Below are 13,712 nucleotides of genomic sequence, written 5' to 3'. Positions count from 1 at the left end.
CCCGGCACGCCTCAAGAATTTTCCTGCGTCGGCGCCTGCACGCGCGCCTTCCACTGCCCGCCCTTGCCGCTCCAGTAACGCACCGCCGATCCGATCGTCGCCGATACATAGAACAGCGCGACGAGCGGCAACAGCGGCGCCCACAGCAGCGAGCGGCGGTAATAACGCAGCATCGGTCCGTAGGCGACGCACATCATCGCCCACGCCGCGCACGCGGGCCACGCGCGTGCGCCCCACACGAGCGAGAACGCCGGCGGCACGAGATAGATCACCGCCATCCCCAGCACCGTGCCCGCCAGCAGCAGCGGCGAGTAGCGCAGCTGCGTGAACGCCGTGCGCGCGATCATGTTCCAGATCTCGCGCCAGTCGTCATAAGGACGCAGCGATTCGCTGCCTTCGGCGAGATCGAGACGGATCGGGCGCGCATCCGCCCGACCCTTGCGATGCTTGATGCGCAGCGCGAGACTGCAATCGTCGATCAATTCGCGGCGAATCGACTCGATGCCGCCCGCCTCCACCAGCGCCGCGCGCCGCACGAGCATGCAGCCGCCCGCCGCGCCCGCCGTCATCTTTTTGGTGTCGTTGACCCACGCGAACGGATACAGCTTCGCGAAGAAAAACACGAACGCGGGAATCAGCGCCTTTTCCCAAGGCGAATCGCTGCGCAGCCGCACCATCAGCGAGACGAGATCGCGATCTTCCAGAATCGTGCGCGCGACGAGTTGCGTCGCGGCATCGGCCGGATGGTAGATGTCCGCGTCGGTGAGCAGCAGGAATTCGGCGGGCAAGCCGAGCTCGTCGATCGCCTCGATGCCCTGCGACTGCGCCCACACCTTGCCCGACCATCCGGGCGGCAGCGGCTTGCCCGTCAGCACGGTCAGGCGGTCCTCCAGTCCCAGATCGCGGGCGGCGGCGAGCGCGGCGGCGGCGGTGTCGTCGGTGCTGTGATCGTCGACGACGACCACATGGAACGCGCCCGCATAGTCCTGTTTCAAGAGCGAGCCGACCGCGCGGCCGATGACATCCGCCTCGTTGCGCGCCGGCACGACCGCGACGAGCGCGGGCCACGCGCCGCGCCGCGCGATTTCGGCATTGCCGACGGCATGGACGGTCGCGGCGGACAGCGCGGGCGCGGGCTGTGCGCGCCAGAAACCGCCGCGCGCGAAGAGCAGCACGATCCAGATGAGCAGAGACAGCCAGGCGATCAGTAGCATGGATAGACAGGAAACGACGATGAACGAAGCCGCGTCCGTGTGAGCGCGGCCTCATGGAACCGGGGATGCGCGAGCGGGAGCGCAGCGCAAGTGCGTTCGGGATGGCGGCGGGCCGCAGCGAGCCATTGCGCGGCATCCCGGGCGACCGATAGTTTAAAGACTTCCGTCGATGCCCGTATTTCGTGCATCCGACGCATACGCGGCGGCGTGTTCGAGACAGGCCGTCTGGCAAGCGCTAAAAAAGGGAACGCGTTAGAATACACGGTCAACTTCGGCGAGCAGACAGAATTACCGGACCTTCTTCCGGTTGCTTTCCGGAGCCGTCGCATGCCAATTGCGTGCGCGGTTCCAACAGCGAAAGCGCGCGTTAGCCGCCCGATTATCCGAAACCCGCGCCAGTCGGAGTTCGTTCGAACATGCGTATCATCCTTGCTCAACCCCGCGGTTTTTGTGCGGGCGTGGTCCGTGCGATCGAGATCGTCGATCGTGCGCTCGAACGGCACGGCGCACCCGTGTACGTGCGCCACGAGATCGTGCATAACCGGCACGTCGTGGACAACTTGCGGGGCAAAGGCGCGCGTTTCGTCGAGGAACTCGATGAAGTGCCGCACGGCGCAGTCGCCATTTTCAGCGCGCATGGTGTTGCGCAGAGCGTCGAGCGCGATGCCGATGCGCGCGGCCTCGATGTGCTCGACGCCACCTGCCCGCTCGTCACGAAGGTGCATGTGCAAGGCCGGCAGTATGTATCGCAGGGCCGCACGCTGATTCTGATCGGCCACGCGGGACATCCGGAAGTAGAAGGCACGATCGGCCAGATTCCCGGCAAGGTCGTGCTCGTGCAGAGCGAAGCCGAAGTGCAGACTCTGGCGCTTCCCGCCGATACGCCCGTCGCCTACGTCACGCAGACGACGCTTTCCGTGGACGACACGCGCGGCATCATCGACGCCTTGCAGCGCCGCTTCACGGATATCGTCGGTCCCGACACGCGCGACATCTGCTACGCGACGCAGAATCGCCAAGCCGCCGTGCGCGAGCTGTCCACTGAGGTGGACGTGCTGCTCGTGGTCGGCGCCACCAATAGTTCCAATTCCAACCGCCTGCGGGAAATCGGCGCCGAAAGCGGCGTGCCGAGCTATCTCGTCGCGGACGGTTCCGAGATCAAGGCCGAATGGTTTGCGCATGCGCAGACGGTCGGCATCACGGCCGGCGCTTCGGCGCCCGAAGAAATGGTCGAACATGTGATCGATGCCCTGCGCGCCTTTGGCCACGTCGAAGTCACGACGATGAACGGCCGCGAGGAAAAGGTCGAATTCAAACTCCCCGCGAAGCTCCTGCAGCCGCTCGCCGCGTTGTCGGCAGCAGATGCAACGGCGATTCGCGAAGAATAAGGAGAGGACACAATTGTCTATTCCGATGCTCCAGAAGGCCCGCGTAGGCGCCTACATCTTCAAGCAGCACCTGACGCGCAACAAGCGCTATCCGCTCGCGCTGATGCTTGAACCGCTGTTCCGCTGCAATCTCGCGTGTAACGGCTGCGGCAAGATCGACTATCCGGATCCCATTCTGAACCAGCGCCTGTCGCTCGAAGAATGCCTCGGCGCAGTCGACGAGTGCGGCGCGCCGGTCGTGTCCATCGCGGGCGGCGAGCCGTTGCTGCACAAGGAGATGCCGCAGATCGTGAAGGGCATCATCGAGCGCAAGAAGTTCGTGTATCTCTGCACGAACGCGCTCCTGATGGAAAAGAAGATGGACGACTACGAGCCGAGCCCGTACTTCGTCTGGTCCGTTCACCTCGACGGCGACAAGGACATGCACGACCATTCCGTTTCGCAGGACGGCGTGTACGACAAGGCGACGAAGGCGATCCGCGAGGCGAAGCGCCGTGGTTTCCGCGTGAACATCAACTGCACGCTGTTCAACGACGCGAACCCGGAACGCGTGGCGAAGTTCTTCGACACGCTCGGGCCGATGGGCGTGGACGGCATCACCGTGTCGCCGGGTTACGCTTACGAGCGCGCGCCGGATCAGCAGCACTTCCTGAATCGCGACAAGACGAAGACGCTGTTCCGCGAAATCTTCAAGCGCGGCAACAACGGCAAGAACTGGTCGTTCAGCCAGTCGGCGATGTTCCTCGACTTCCTCGCGGGCAACCAGACGTATCAATGCACGCCGTGGGGCAATCCGGCGCGCACGGTGTTCGGCTGGCAGCGTCCGTGCTATCTGCTCGGCGAAGGGTATGCCAAGACCTTCAAGGAACTGATGGATACGACCGACTGGGACAAGTACGGCACGGGCAACTACGAGAAGTGCGCGGACTGCATGGTGCATAGCGGCTTCGAGGCGACCGCCGTGATGGACACGGTGGCGCATCCGCTGAAGGCGCTGGGCGTTTCGCTGCGCGGCCCGCGCACCGAAGGCGCGTACGCGAAGGAACTGCCGATCGACAAGCAGCGCCCGGCCGAGTACGTGTTCTCGAAGCATGTGGAGATCAAGCTGGAAGAGATCGGCCGCGCGCAGAAGAACAAGGGCGCGAAGACGGCGGCTGCAGCGCATTGAGCGTTGCCTGAGCGGCAGGTTGCACGAAGGGCGGATGGCTTGAGGGTCGTCCGCCCTTTTTGCTTGGCCTACCAGATCGTCTTGACGTGTTCGTATGCGCGGATATTCCGGTCTCTCGTCACCAGCGGCGCGGCCAGCGCGCGCGCCGTCGCAACGATTAGCCGGTCGGCGGGATCGTTGTGAAACTCGCCCGGTAGGTCGACCGACTTTATCGCGATGCTTCGGTCCACCGGCATGAACCGCACTCCTTCGATTCGAGCGACCTTATCCATCCAGTCGCCGGTGTCCATCGATAGTCCGACTTTGCCTCGCTTGACCAACAAAGCGATTTCCCATGCGGTGATCGTCGAGATGACTATCTCGCCGCCTGCACTCGATTCGCTCTCGATCGCTGCACGAGCCTGCTTGCTGAGCGCTCCCCCACTCACCCACCACAGCAGCGCGTGCGTATCCAACACGATCATTTGAGCGCCTCCCAGTCTTCCAGTCCCACCGGTTCGAACGGATCGTCATAGAACAGCACGCTTCCGCGCAGCTCTTCAAGCGGCGTGAGCGATGAATTGTCATACCGGCGAACTTCAAGCACCGGCTTCCCATGGTCGGTCACGATCATATGTTCTCCTGTCGATTCCACGAGCCGGAAATATTCAAGCGCCTTTGCCTTGAACTCGGATTTCGAAACTCGCTTGACCGCCATGATAAAACTCCTAGTCACCGTCGACTAGTCATTTTACCCTCATCCGAATGGCATAAGCGAACGCCCAATAAAAAAACGCGACGGCTCATCACCGTCGCGTTCCGCTTCCTTCACTAAGTCACAAAAGCAAGCTGGCTCAACAACACTTCCCCGCCCCCGACCCGTACCGCGCTTCCTGACGCTCGCGGAAAAACTCCGCGTACGTCATCACCGGCTGGTCGGGATGCGTGTTCTGCATGTGCGTGACGTAAGCGTCGTAGTCGGGCATGCCGACCATCAGGCGCATCGCCTGGCCGAGATACCGGCCCGCTTGCCGAAGATCGCTGAACATCGCTGCCTCCTTCGCTATACCCGTATCAATGGCCGGAGCGCACGGCCGCGCCCGCCGTCGGCATCGGCTCGAAGGGGGTCTCGCGCACCGTCGGACGCGCCTCGCGACGCGCACGCAGCACCGCGAACACGCCGTACACCGCGATGCTCGCCACCACGAGAATGAACAGCCCCGCGAGCGCCGCATCGATGTAATCGTTCACGATGATCCGCTGCATCTCCGCAAGCGACTTCGCCGGCGCCATCACCTTGCCCGCATCGGCGGCTTCGCGCAGCTTCGCGGCGTGAGCGAGGAAGCTGACCTTCGGGTTCGCATCGAAAATTTTCTGCCAGCCGGCCGTCAGCGTGCAAATGAGCAGCCACGCCGTCGGCAAGACCGTCACCCACGCGAAACGCTCGCGCTTCATCTTGAACAGCACGACCGTCCCGAGCATCAGCGCGATGCCCGCGAGCATCTGGTTCGAGATGCCGAAGAGCGGCCACAGCGTGTTGATGCCGCCGAACGGATCGACCACGCCCTGATACAGGAAGTATCCCCACGCGGCCACGCACAGACCCGTGGCGACGAGGTTCGCCGGCAGCGATTGCGTGCGGCGCAGCGCCGGATGGAAGGTGCCGAGCAGATCCTGCAGCATGAAGCGGCCGGCGCGCGTGCCGGCATCCACGGCGGTCAGGATAAAGAGCGCCTCGAAGAGAATGGCGAAGTGATACCAGAACGCCATCATCGCCGGGCCGCCGATCACCTGATGAAGAATCTGCGCCATGCCGACCGCCAGCGTCGGCGCGCCGCCCGCCCGCGCGACGATCGTCGTTTCGCCGACCGCCTTCGCCGTCGCCGTCAGCATGTCCGGCGTGAGCGCGAAGCCCCACGACGTGACCGTCTGCGCGACCGCGTCCGGCGTCGTGCCGAGCAGCGCGGCCGGGCTGTTCATCGCGAAGTAGACGCCCGGTTCGATCACGCACGCGGCGACGAGCGCCATGATCGCGACGAACGATTCCATCAGCATCGCGCCATAGCCGATCAGGCGCATGTTCACTTCGTTGTCGATCATCTTGGGCGTCGTGCCCGACGAGATCAGCGCGTGGAAGCCCGACACCGCGCCGCACGCGATCGTGATGAAGAGGAACGGGAACAGGTTGCCCGCCCACACGGGGCCGCTGCCGTCGACGAACTTCGTGAACGCCGGCATCTTCAGTTCAGGCGCGACGATCAGAATGCCGATGGCGAGGCCGAGAATGGTGCCGATCTTGAGGAACGTCGAAAGATAATCGCGCGGCGCGAGCAGCAGCCACACCGGCAGCACCGACGCCACGAAGCCGTAGCCGATCAGAATCCACGTGAGCTGCACGCCGGTGAACGTGAAGAACGGCGCGAGCGTCGGCGATTCGGCGACATGTCCGCCGTAGACGATCGCCAGCATCAGGCCGATGAAACCGATGATCGACACTTCGCCGATGCGCCCCGGACGAATGTAGCGCGTGTAGACGCCCATGAAGATTGCGATCGGAATGGTCGCCGCGACCGTGAACGTGCCCCACGGCGAGCCCGTGAGCGCCTTCACGACGATCAGCGCGAGCACCGCGAGAATGATCACCATGATGAGGAACGCGCCGAACAGCGCGATCACGCCGGGCACGTTGCCCAGTTCCATCTTGATGAGATCGCCGAGCGAGCGGCCGTCGCGGCGCGTCGAGATGAACAGGACGACGAAATCCTGCACCGCGCCCGCGAACACCACGCCCGCGAGAATCCACAGCATGCCGGGCGTGTAGCCCATCTGCGCCGCGAGCACCGGGCCGACGAGCGGACCCGCGCCCGCGATCGCCGCGAAATGATGGCCGAACAGCACGTACTTGTTGGTCGGCACATAATCGAGGCCGTCGTTGTGACGAACGGCAGGCGTCTTGCGCAGGCCGTCGAGTTGCAGCACGGTTCCCGCGATGAAGCGCGAATAGAAGCGATAGGCGATGAGATAAACGCAGACCGCCGCGATGACGATCCACAGTGCGCTGATTCGCTCGCCGTGCGCGAGCGCGATGGTGCCGAATGCGAACGCGCCCAAGAGCGCGAGCGCGATCCAGACCAGGAATCCGGAAGCCCGATTCATGGTGTCTCCTGTCTTTTAGTTGCCCTTCGATGTCCGCGCGCCCGGCGTCAGCCGTCGGGCGCTTCGGGCGTGTAGTATTCGCCTTCGTCCAGACGCTTACAACCGGACAACTACGTAAGCCGCGCTACGTGGAACTACGTAGGAGCATCGAGCGTACCCGTGTCATGAACCTCAAAGCGAAGATTGTTTTGCTCGCGATCGTGCCGTTTGCCGTGGCGATCGGCGGCATCGAATATGGCGTGCGCCATCAGGCGACGACGCTCGCGCACGCGCAGCACGCCACGCTGCAGACGGCGTACATGTCGAGCAAGGAAGTGGAGTTGCGGCATTACGTCGAACTAGCGCGAAGCGCTATCGCGCCGTATTACGACGCCCCCGCCGACGACCCACGCTCCGACGACGAGCGCCGCCAGCTCGCGCTCGACGCGCTGCATCGGCTGGACTTCGGCCCCGACGGCTACTTTTTCGTCTACACGATGCACGGCACGTCGCTGATGCATCCGCGGCAGCCGGATCTCGTCGGCCGCGACCTGTGGACCATGCGCGATCCCGCCGGCGCGCTCACGATCCAGCAGTTGATACGCGAGGCGTCGAAGGGCGGCGGCTACGTGCGTTATATGTGGCAGCGGCCATCGACCGGTCAGCTCGCGCCGAAGCTCGGCTACGTCGAGCCGCTCACGCGCTGGGGCTGGATGATCGGCACCGGCATCTATCTGGAGGATGTCGAAGCGACGCTCGGCCGCATCGATGCGCAGGCGGCCGCGAACATCGACCGGACGGTGATGTGGATCGGCGGCATCGCGCTGGCGGCGCTCGCGGCGATTGCGTTGTGCGGCGCGGTACTGAACATCAGCGAACATCGCAGCGCGGACGCGAAGTTGAAGCGCCTCGCGCGGCGCGTGGTGGAATCGCAGGAGCAGGAGCGCGCGCGGCTGTCGCGCGAACTGCACGACGGCATCAGCCAGATGCTCGTCTCCGTCAAGCTGCTGCTCGAATCGGCGCTCGCGCGCTTCGAACGCGGACAGGCGCGCGAACCCGCCGCCGAAGCCGCGCTCGCCACGGGCCTCGGGCGTCTGTCGGGCACCCTGCGCGAAGTGCGGCGCATCTCCCAGGCGCTGCGCCCCGCGATGCTCGACGACCTCGGTCTCGCCGCCGCGCTCGAGCAACTCGCGCGCGAGTTCGACGGGCAGGACGGCATCGAAGTGCGCTTCGAATCGACGGCGAACGGCCAGGTGAGTCCCGCGCAGCGCCCGGCGCTCCCCGATCCGGTGAACATCGTGCTGTTTCGCATCGCGCAGGAAGCGCTGACGAATATCGCGCGCCACGCGCACGCGAGCCGCGCGACCGTCGCGCTCGATGTCGCGCCGCACGCGGTGAGTCTCGTCGTCAGCGACAACGGCCGCGGCTTCGACTCGCAGACCGCGCTGTACGGCCCCGCAAGCGGCCTCGGCCTGCGTAACATGCGTGAGCGGCTCGACACGCTCGGCGGCATGCTCGCCATCCAGTCGCAACTCGGCCGTACCGTGATCGCCGCGACCGTTCCGATGCCGCTCGCGGCTCCGAACCTGCAAGGATTTTCCGATGACTTCTGAACCGGCCCGCATCGTTATCGTCGACGATCACCCGCTCGTGCGCGACGGCCTGCGCGCGCGGCTCGAAGCCGTGCCGCATCTGCGCGTGACCGGCGAAGCGGGCAACGGCGCCGAAGCGCTCGCGCTCGCCGACGACGAAGAGAGCCGGCCCGATCTCGTGCTGATGGATGTGGGAATGGCGGGAATGAGCGGGATCGAGCTGGCGGCGCATTTTCACGAGCGCTTTCCGGCGATCCGCGTGCTGATGCTGTCGATGCACGACAACGTGGAGTACGTGACGCAGGCCGTGCGGGCGGGCGCGAGCGGCTACGTGCTGAAGGATTCGCCCGCCGCCGAAATCATCCAGGCGATCGACGCCGTGCTCGCGGGCAAGACCTTCTTCAGCGCGGGACTCGCCGCGCGCATGATCCAGGCACAGGCCATGCAGACGCCCATCGAACGCCTGACGCCCCGCGAGCGCGACGTGCTCGATGCGCTCGCGCAGGGTTTGTCGAGCAAGCAGATTGCGCAGCAGCACGGGTTATCGGTGCGTACCGTGGAGACGCATCGGCTGAATCTGAAGCGCAAACTGTCGATCGACGGTCAGGCCGAACTCATCAAGTACGCCGTGGAGCACCGGCGCACCTGATGCCTTACCCGGCGGAACGGGCGTTGTGTTCGGACAGGTACTTGATGAGCCCGTCCACGCCGCCCTTTTGAAGCTGGCCGGCGAACTGCTGCTGGTAGACCTGGATGAGCCACGCGCCCATCATGTCGATGTCGTAGATTTTCCAGCCCTGCGCGGTCTTGCCGAGGCGATACCGCACCGGGTTGTCGCCGCCCGTCGAGATCACGTGCGATTCGACGACGGCGTCTTTCGCGCTGGCGTCGATGGTGGGTGCATCGAAGCGGAACTTGACGTCCTGATCGCGCAGTTGCGCAAGCGACGCCGCGTAGGTCCGGACGAGCAGCGTCTGGAACTGGTCGTAGAGCTGTTTTTGCTGCTCGGGCGTGGCGCTGCCCCAGGCCTTGCCCAGCGCGATGCGCGTGGTGCGCTGGAAGTCCGTGGCGGGCAGGAAGCGCGTTTCGACGAGTTGCGTGATTTTGGCCATGTCGCCGCCGCGCGCTTGCGGGTCGGCCTTCATCGCGTTGACGGTGCCTTCGACGGCGCTTTTGACGACGGCGTCCGGATTGGATTGTGCGAACGCCGCATCCGAAAACGACAGGACAGCGACGAGGAAAGCGAAGCAGACAGACAGATAGCGTTTCATGGCACCCATTCTCATTCTCTGATTGCGGTTCGGTGGCGCGGATTCGCGGGCCGTCGAGCCAGTATATGGACAGACTGCCGGGCCGACAGTTCACCACCGCCCCGACCGGTATACTTGCGCGGCATCAACCGTCGTCGTTGGACTCGCGGTTCGGTCGCCGAAGCAGGAACGGCGACGGAAACCCGGCAGCGCATCACGCGGCCCGCTTCATGCGGCGCCCGAAAAAATAACAGGACCCCAGGTAGCGTCTTCATGCTGACGTCCAACATCACCCGCTTCGTCACCCTTGCGATCCGCCGGCCGGCGTGGATTATCGCCGTTTCATTGCTGCTCGGCATTCTGAGCACGATTTATGTCGTTCACCACTTCCGCATCAGCACGGATGTCAGTCAGCTGATCGAGACCGAGCCCGAATGGGCCGCGCGAAGCAAAGCCATCGACGCCGCGTTTCCGCAGCGGGGCGCCACGCTGCTGATTGTCGTCGAAGCGCCCGCCCCCGAATTCGCCGATGCCGCCGCGAGCGAACTCGCCGCCGCGCTCGCGAAAGAGCCGCAGCGGTTCAAGTCGGTATCGCAGCCGGAAGGCGGCGCGTTCTTCGAACACAACGGCTTGCTCTATCTGCCGGCCGACAAGGTCGATCAGGTCACGAAGCAGCTCGTGCAGGCGCGGCCGCTCATCAACACGCTCGCGCACGACCCGACGCTCACCGGCCTCGCGCAGACGCTGAACACGACGCTCAACGTGCCGCTGATGCTCGGCCAGGTCAATCTCGGCCAGATGGCGAATCTGCTCGGCCGCAGCGCGACCGTGCTCGACCGCGTGCTCGCGAACGAACCCGCCGCGTTCTCGTGGCGCGATGTCGCGGATTCGTCGAAGAAGAGCGGGCCGGGGCGCGCGTTCGTCACCGTGTTGCCCGAACTCGACTTCAACGCGCTGAAAGCCGCCGCCGGCACGTCCGATGAAATCCGCGCGGTGGCCGCGAGAATCGGCATCGACAAGAAGTACGGCGCGACGCTGCATCTGACCGGCGCGCAGCCGCTCGCCGACGAGGAATTCGCGTCCGTGCAGGACGGCGCCGTGCTCAACGGCGTGCTGACCTTCCTCGTCGTGCTCGTCATTCTTTGGGTCGCGCTGCGCTCCAAGCGCATGATTCTCGCGGTGTTCATCACGCTGTTCGTCGGCTTGTCGATTACCGCCGCGCTCGGCCTCATGATGGTGCACGCGCTCAACATGATTTCGGTCGCGTTCATGGTGCTGTTCGTCGGGCTGGGCGTGGACTTCGGCATTCAGTTCGGCGTGAAGTATCGCGAGGAGCGGCACACGCACAAGCGGCTCGACGTCTCGCTCGCGGAAACGGCGCGGCATGTCGCCGTGCCGCTCACGCTCGCCGCCGCCGCGACCGCCGCGAGCTTCTTCTCATTCCTGCCGACCGCGTATCGCGGAGTGTCTGAACTCGGGTTGATCGCGGGCGTCGGCATGTTCGTCGCGTATCTGACCAACATGACGCTGTTGCCCGCGCTCATCAAGGTGTTCGCGCCGCCGGGCGAACCGAAGGCGCCGGGCTTTCCCATGCTCGCTCCCGTCGATGAATTCCTCGACCGGCATCGCAAGCCGGTGCTGATCGGCACGCTCGTCGTGGTGATCGGCGCGCTGCCGCTCCTGACGTATCTGCGCTTCGACTTCAATCCGCTGCATCTGAAGGATCCGCACACGGAGTCGATGGCGACGCTCATCTCGCTCGCGGATTCGCCCGAAGCCGCCGTCAACGATGTCGCCGTGCTCGCGCCGTCGCTGGCGGAGGCGGATCGCATCGCGGCGAAGCTCGACAAGCTGCCGGAAGTGGAACGCGCGACGACGCTTTCGTCGCTGATTCCCGCCGATCAGCCGAAGAAGCTCGAGCTGATCAAGGCCGCCGCCGATCAACTGCTGCCCGCGCTCAATCAGCCCGTGGCGTCGCCGGTGACGGACGCGGTGCGCGTGGCGACGCTGAAGCGCGTGTCGAACCAGCTGGCGCTCGCCGCCGACGAGCATCCCGGCGCGGGCGCGGCGGAGGCGAAGCATCTGTCGCAGACGCTCGCCAAGCTCGCCCAAGCCGATGCCGCCGCGCGCGATCGCGCCGAGCACGCCATGGCCGAGCCGCTGCGCCTCGCGCTCGCGCAACTTCGCGCGCTGTTGCAGCCGACCGAAATCACGCGCGCGACGCTGCCGCCATCGATGGTCGAAACGTGGGTCACGGCGAACGGCCAGGCGCTCGTGAACGTGTCGCCGAAAGTGCCGCCGGGCGTCGATCCGAACGACGACACGCTGCTCGCCCATTTCGCCGATGCCGTCGTGCAGGCCGCCCCGAACGCGATCGGCGGGCCGATCTCGGTGCGCCATTCGGCGGAGGTCATCATCCAGGCGTTCGAGCATGCCGCGCTGTACTCGCTGATCGCCATCACGGTGCTGCTGTGGATCGCGCTCCGCCGTTTCGGCGATGTTCTGCGAACTTTGGTACCGTTGCTCGTTTCGGCCATCGTGACGCTGGAGCTGTGCGTCGTGTTCCGGATGCCGCTCAACTTCGCGAACATCATCGCGTTGCCGCTCATGCTGGGCGTCGGCGTCGCGTTCAAGATCTACTTCGTGATGGCGTGGCGGTCCGGACAAACGCGGCTCCTGCAATCCAGCCTCACGCACGCCGTGATGTTCAGCGCGGCCACCACTGCGACCGCGTTCGGCAGTCTGTGGTTTTCGCATCACCCCGGCACATCCAGCATGGGACGGCTGCTCGCGCTGTCGCTCTTCTGCACGCTGGTCGGCGCGGTGGTGTTTCAGCCGGTGTTGATGGGCAAGCCGCGCAAGGTGCGCGCCGCCGATCGCGCGAAGCTGCGCGCGAGCCAGCGTCATGACAATCTAAGAGGAATTGAAGAATGAGAATGGCTTCGGCGGCGCGTGCCGCTGCGGGGCTTCGCAAACTGGCGACGGGCGTCGTCATCGCGGGCGCGCTTTTGACGGCGGGATGTGCAACCGGGCCGGATCGCAATCCGCACGATCCGCTCGAACCGATGAACCGCACCATCTTCAAGTTCAACGACGGACTCGACACCTACGTCGCGCGGCCCGTCGCGCAGTTCTACGTCAACTGGACGCCGAGCCCGTTCCGCACGGCCGTCAGCAACTTCTTCTCGAATCTGGGCGACTTCAGCAACTTCGCCAATAACCTGCTGCAACTGAAGATCACCGATGCGACGCAGGACTTGATGCGTATCGCGATGAACTCGGTATTCGGCATCGGCGGTCTGATCGACATTGCATCGCCGGCGGGGTTGCCGAAGCATCATCAGGACTTCGGCCTCACGCTCGGGCATTACGGCATGCCGTCCGGACCGTATCTCGTGCTGCCGCTGCTCGGCCCGAGTTCGGTGCGCGATTCGACGACATGGCTTATCGACTGGCGCGTGAACCCGGTGAGCTACGCCGATTCGGAAATCCGCTGGCCGCTCTACGGCGTGAACTTCGTGAGCGCGCGGGCCGACCTGCTCGGCGCGACCGACCTGCTTTCGCAAGCCGCGCTCGACAAATACGCGTTCGTGCGCGACGCCTACACGCAGCGCCGGGAGTATTTGCTAACGGGCGGCGGATCGTCTGCGACGCTGCCCGATTACGGCGACGAAGGCGCAAGCGCGCCGGAAGGCGCGAGCGCACCGGCCGCGCCGGGCACGACAGGCGGCGGCAGCAGCGAGCAAGGCTTGCCGACTTACGTGGATCCGGGCGCGGCGGCGTCGCCCGCGGGCGGGATCGGGCCGAAGTCGCCGGCGCCCGGCGCGGGAGAAAGCTCGACGCAAAGCGCGCCGAAGAGCGGCAACGCGCCGTCGTCGAGTTCGAGCGAGGGCCAAGGCTTGCCGAAGTACGAAGATCCGGCAGAGAGCAAGTAAATACGCGGGAAACGCGGAAAACGAAACGGGCGCCGATGCGCCCGTTTTTGC

General features: G+C 65.1%; 12 protein-coding genes. 6 read left to right on the top strand and 6 right to left on the bottom strand.

What is annotated here, in order from left to right; all coding sequences use genetic code 11:
• Window positions 1-11: 11 nt before the first annotated feature.
• Window positions 12-1,214: a glycosyltransferase gene (locus tag AWB72_RS18685; RefSeq protein WP_040049606.1), complete on the bottom strand. Its 1,203-nt coding sequence runs from the start codon at window positions 1,212-1,214 to the stop codon at window positions 12-14.
• A 416-nt stretch (window positions 1,215-1,630) separates the two neighbouring features.
• Here AWB72_RS18685 and ispH point away from each other — a divergent pair, with 416 nt between their 5' ends.
• Both ispH and hpnH read left to right on the top strand, forming a co-directional pair.
• On the top strand, window positions 1,631-2,602 hold the full coding sequence (gene ispH, locus AWB72_RS18680) for a 4-hydroxy-3-methylbut-2-enyl diphosphate reductase (RefSeq protein WP_040049605.1): 972 nt from the start codon (window positions 1,631-1,633) through the stop codon (window positions 2,600-2,602).
• Between the two features lie 13 nt (window positions 2,603-2,615).
• Window positions 2,616-3,770 carry an adenosyl-hopene transferase HpnH gene (hpnH, locus tag AWB72_RS18675; RefSeq protein ID WP_040049604.1) on the top strand — a complete coding sequence of 385 codons (1,155 nt, stop codon included), beginning with the start codon at window positions 2,616-2,618 and terminating at the stop codon, window positions 3,768-3,770.
• Window positions 3,771-3,838: 68 nt separating this feature from the next.
• Here the strand turns inward: hpnH and AWB72_RS18670 are convergent, their stop codons facing one another.
• The 4 genes from AWB72_RS18670 to AWB72_RS18655 form a co-directional block, all read right to left on the bottom strand.
• Complete coding sequence (locus tag AWB72_RS18670; protein ID WP_040049603.1) at window positions 3,839-4,234, bottom strand: type II toxin-antitoxin system VapC family toxin; 396 nt, start codon at window positions 4,232-4,234, stop codon at window positions 3,839-3,841.
• The gene (locus AWB72_RS18665; protein WP_374728904.1) at window positions 4,231-4,470 is read right to left on the bottom strand and encodes a type II toxin-antitoxin system Phd/YefM family antitoxin; all 240 of its coding nucleotides are present in this window, start codon (window positions 4,468-4,470) and stop codon (window positions 4,231-4,233) included. The genes AWB72_RS18670 and AWB72_RS18665 overlap by 4 nt, the downstream gene beginning before the upstream one ends.
• A gap of 133 nt (window positions 4,471-4,603) precedes the next feature.
• Window positions 4,604-4,798 (bottom strand): YbdD/YjiX family protein, encoded by a 195-nt coding sequence (locus AWB72_RS18660; RefSeq protein WP_035962904.1) that lies wholly within the window; start codon window positions 4,796-4,798, stop codon window positions 4,604-4,606.
• Between the two features lie 25 nt (window positions 4,799-4,823).
• Window positions 4,824-6,905 carry a carbon starvation CstA family protein gene (locus tag AWB72_RS18655; protein ID WP_040049601.1) on the bottom strand — a complete coding sequence of 694 codons (2,082 nt, stop codon included), beginning with the start codon at window positions 6,903-6,905 and terminating at the stop codon, window positions 4,824-4,826.
• A 164-nt stretch (window positions 6,906-7,069) separates the two neighbouring features.
• Here AWB72_RS18655 and AWB72_RS18650 point away from each other — a divergent pair, with 164 nt between their 5' ends.
• Entirely contained in the window at window positions 7,070-8,497 is a 1,428-nt protein-coding gene (locus AWB72_RS18650) for a cache domain-containing protein (protein WP_040049600.1), read from the top strand.
• The gene (locus AWB72_RS18645; protein ID WP_040049599.1) at window positions 8,487-9,125 is read left to right on the top strand and encodes a response regulator; all 639 of its coding nucleotides are present in this window, start codon (window positions 8,487-8,489) and stop codon (window positions 9,123-9,125) included. Before AWB72_RS18650 ends, AWB72_RS18645 begins: the two co-directional genes overlap by 11 nt.
• A gap of 4 nt (window positions 9,126-9,129) precedes the next feature.
• Here AWB72_RS18645 and AWB72_RS18640 read toward each other — a convergent pair whose 3' ends face one another.
• Complete coding sequence (locus AWB72_RS18640) at window positions 9,130-9,747, bottom strand: MlaC/ttg2D family ABC transporter substrate-binding protein (RefSeq protein ID WP_040049598.1); 618 nt, start codon at window positions 9,745-9,747, stop codon at window positions 9,130-9,132.
• A 252-nt stretch (window positions 9,748-9,999) separates the two neighbouring features.
• On the opposite strand from AWB72_RS18640, the gene hpnN reads away from it, so the two are divergent.
• Both hpnN and AWB72_RS18630 read left to right on the top strand, forming a co-directional pair.
• Entirely contained in the window at window positions 10,000-12,660 is a 2,661-nt protein-coding gene (gene hpnN, locus AWB72_RS18635) for a hopanoid transporter HpnN (protein ID WP_040049597.1), read from the top strand.
• A 2-nt stretch (window positions 12,661-12,662) separates the two neighbouring features.
• On the top strand, window positions 12,663-13,661 hold the full coding sequence (locus AWB72_RS18630; RefSeq protein WP_374728903.1) for an MlaA family lipoprotein: 999 nt from the start codon (window positions 12,663-12,665) through the stop codon (window positions 13,659-13,661).
• The last annotated feature ends 51 nt before the right edge of the window (window positions 13,662-13,712 follow it).

The sequence above is a fragment of the Caballeronia concitans genome, from assembly GCF_001544615.1.
GTDB lineage: Bacteria > Pseudomonadota > Gammaproteobacteria > Burkholderiales > Burkholderiaceae > Caballeronia > Caballeronia concitans.
Note: the sequence above shows the minus strand (reverse complement) of the source record. Positions and strands in the feature narration are given on the sequence as shown.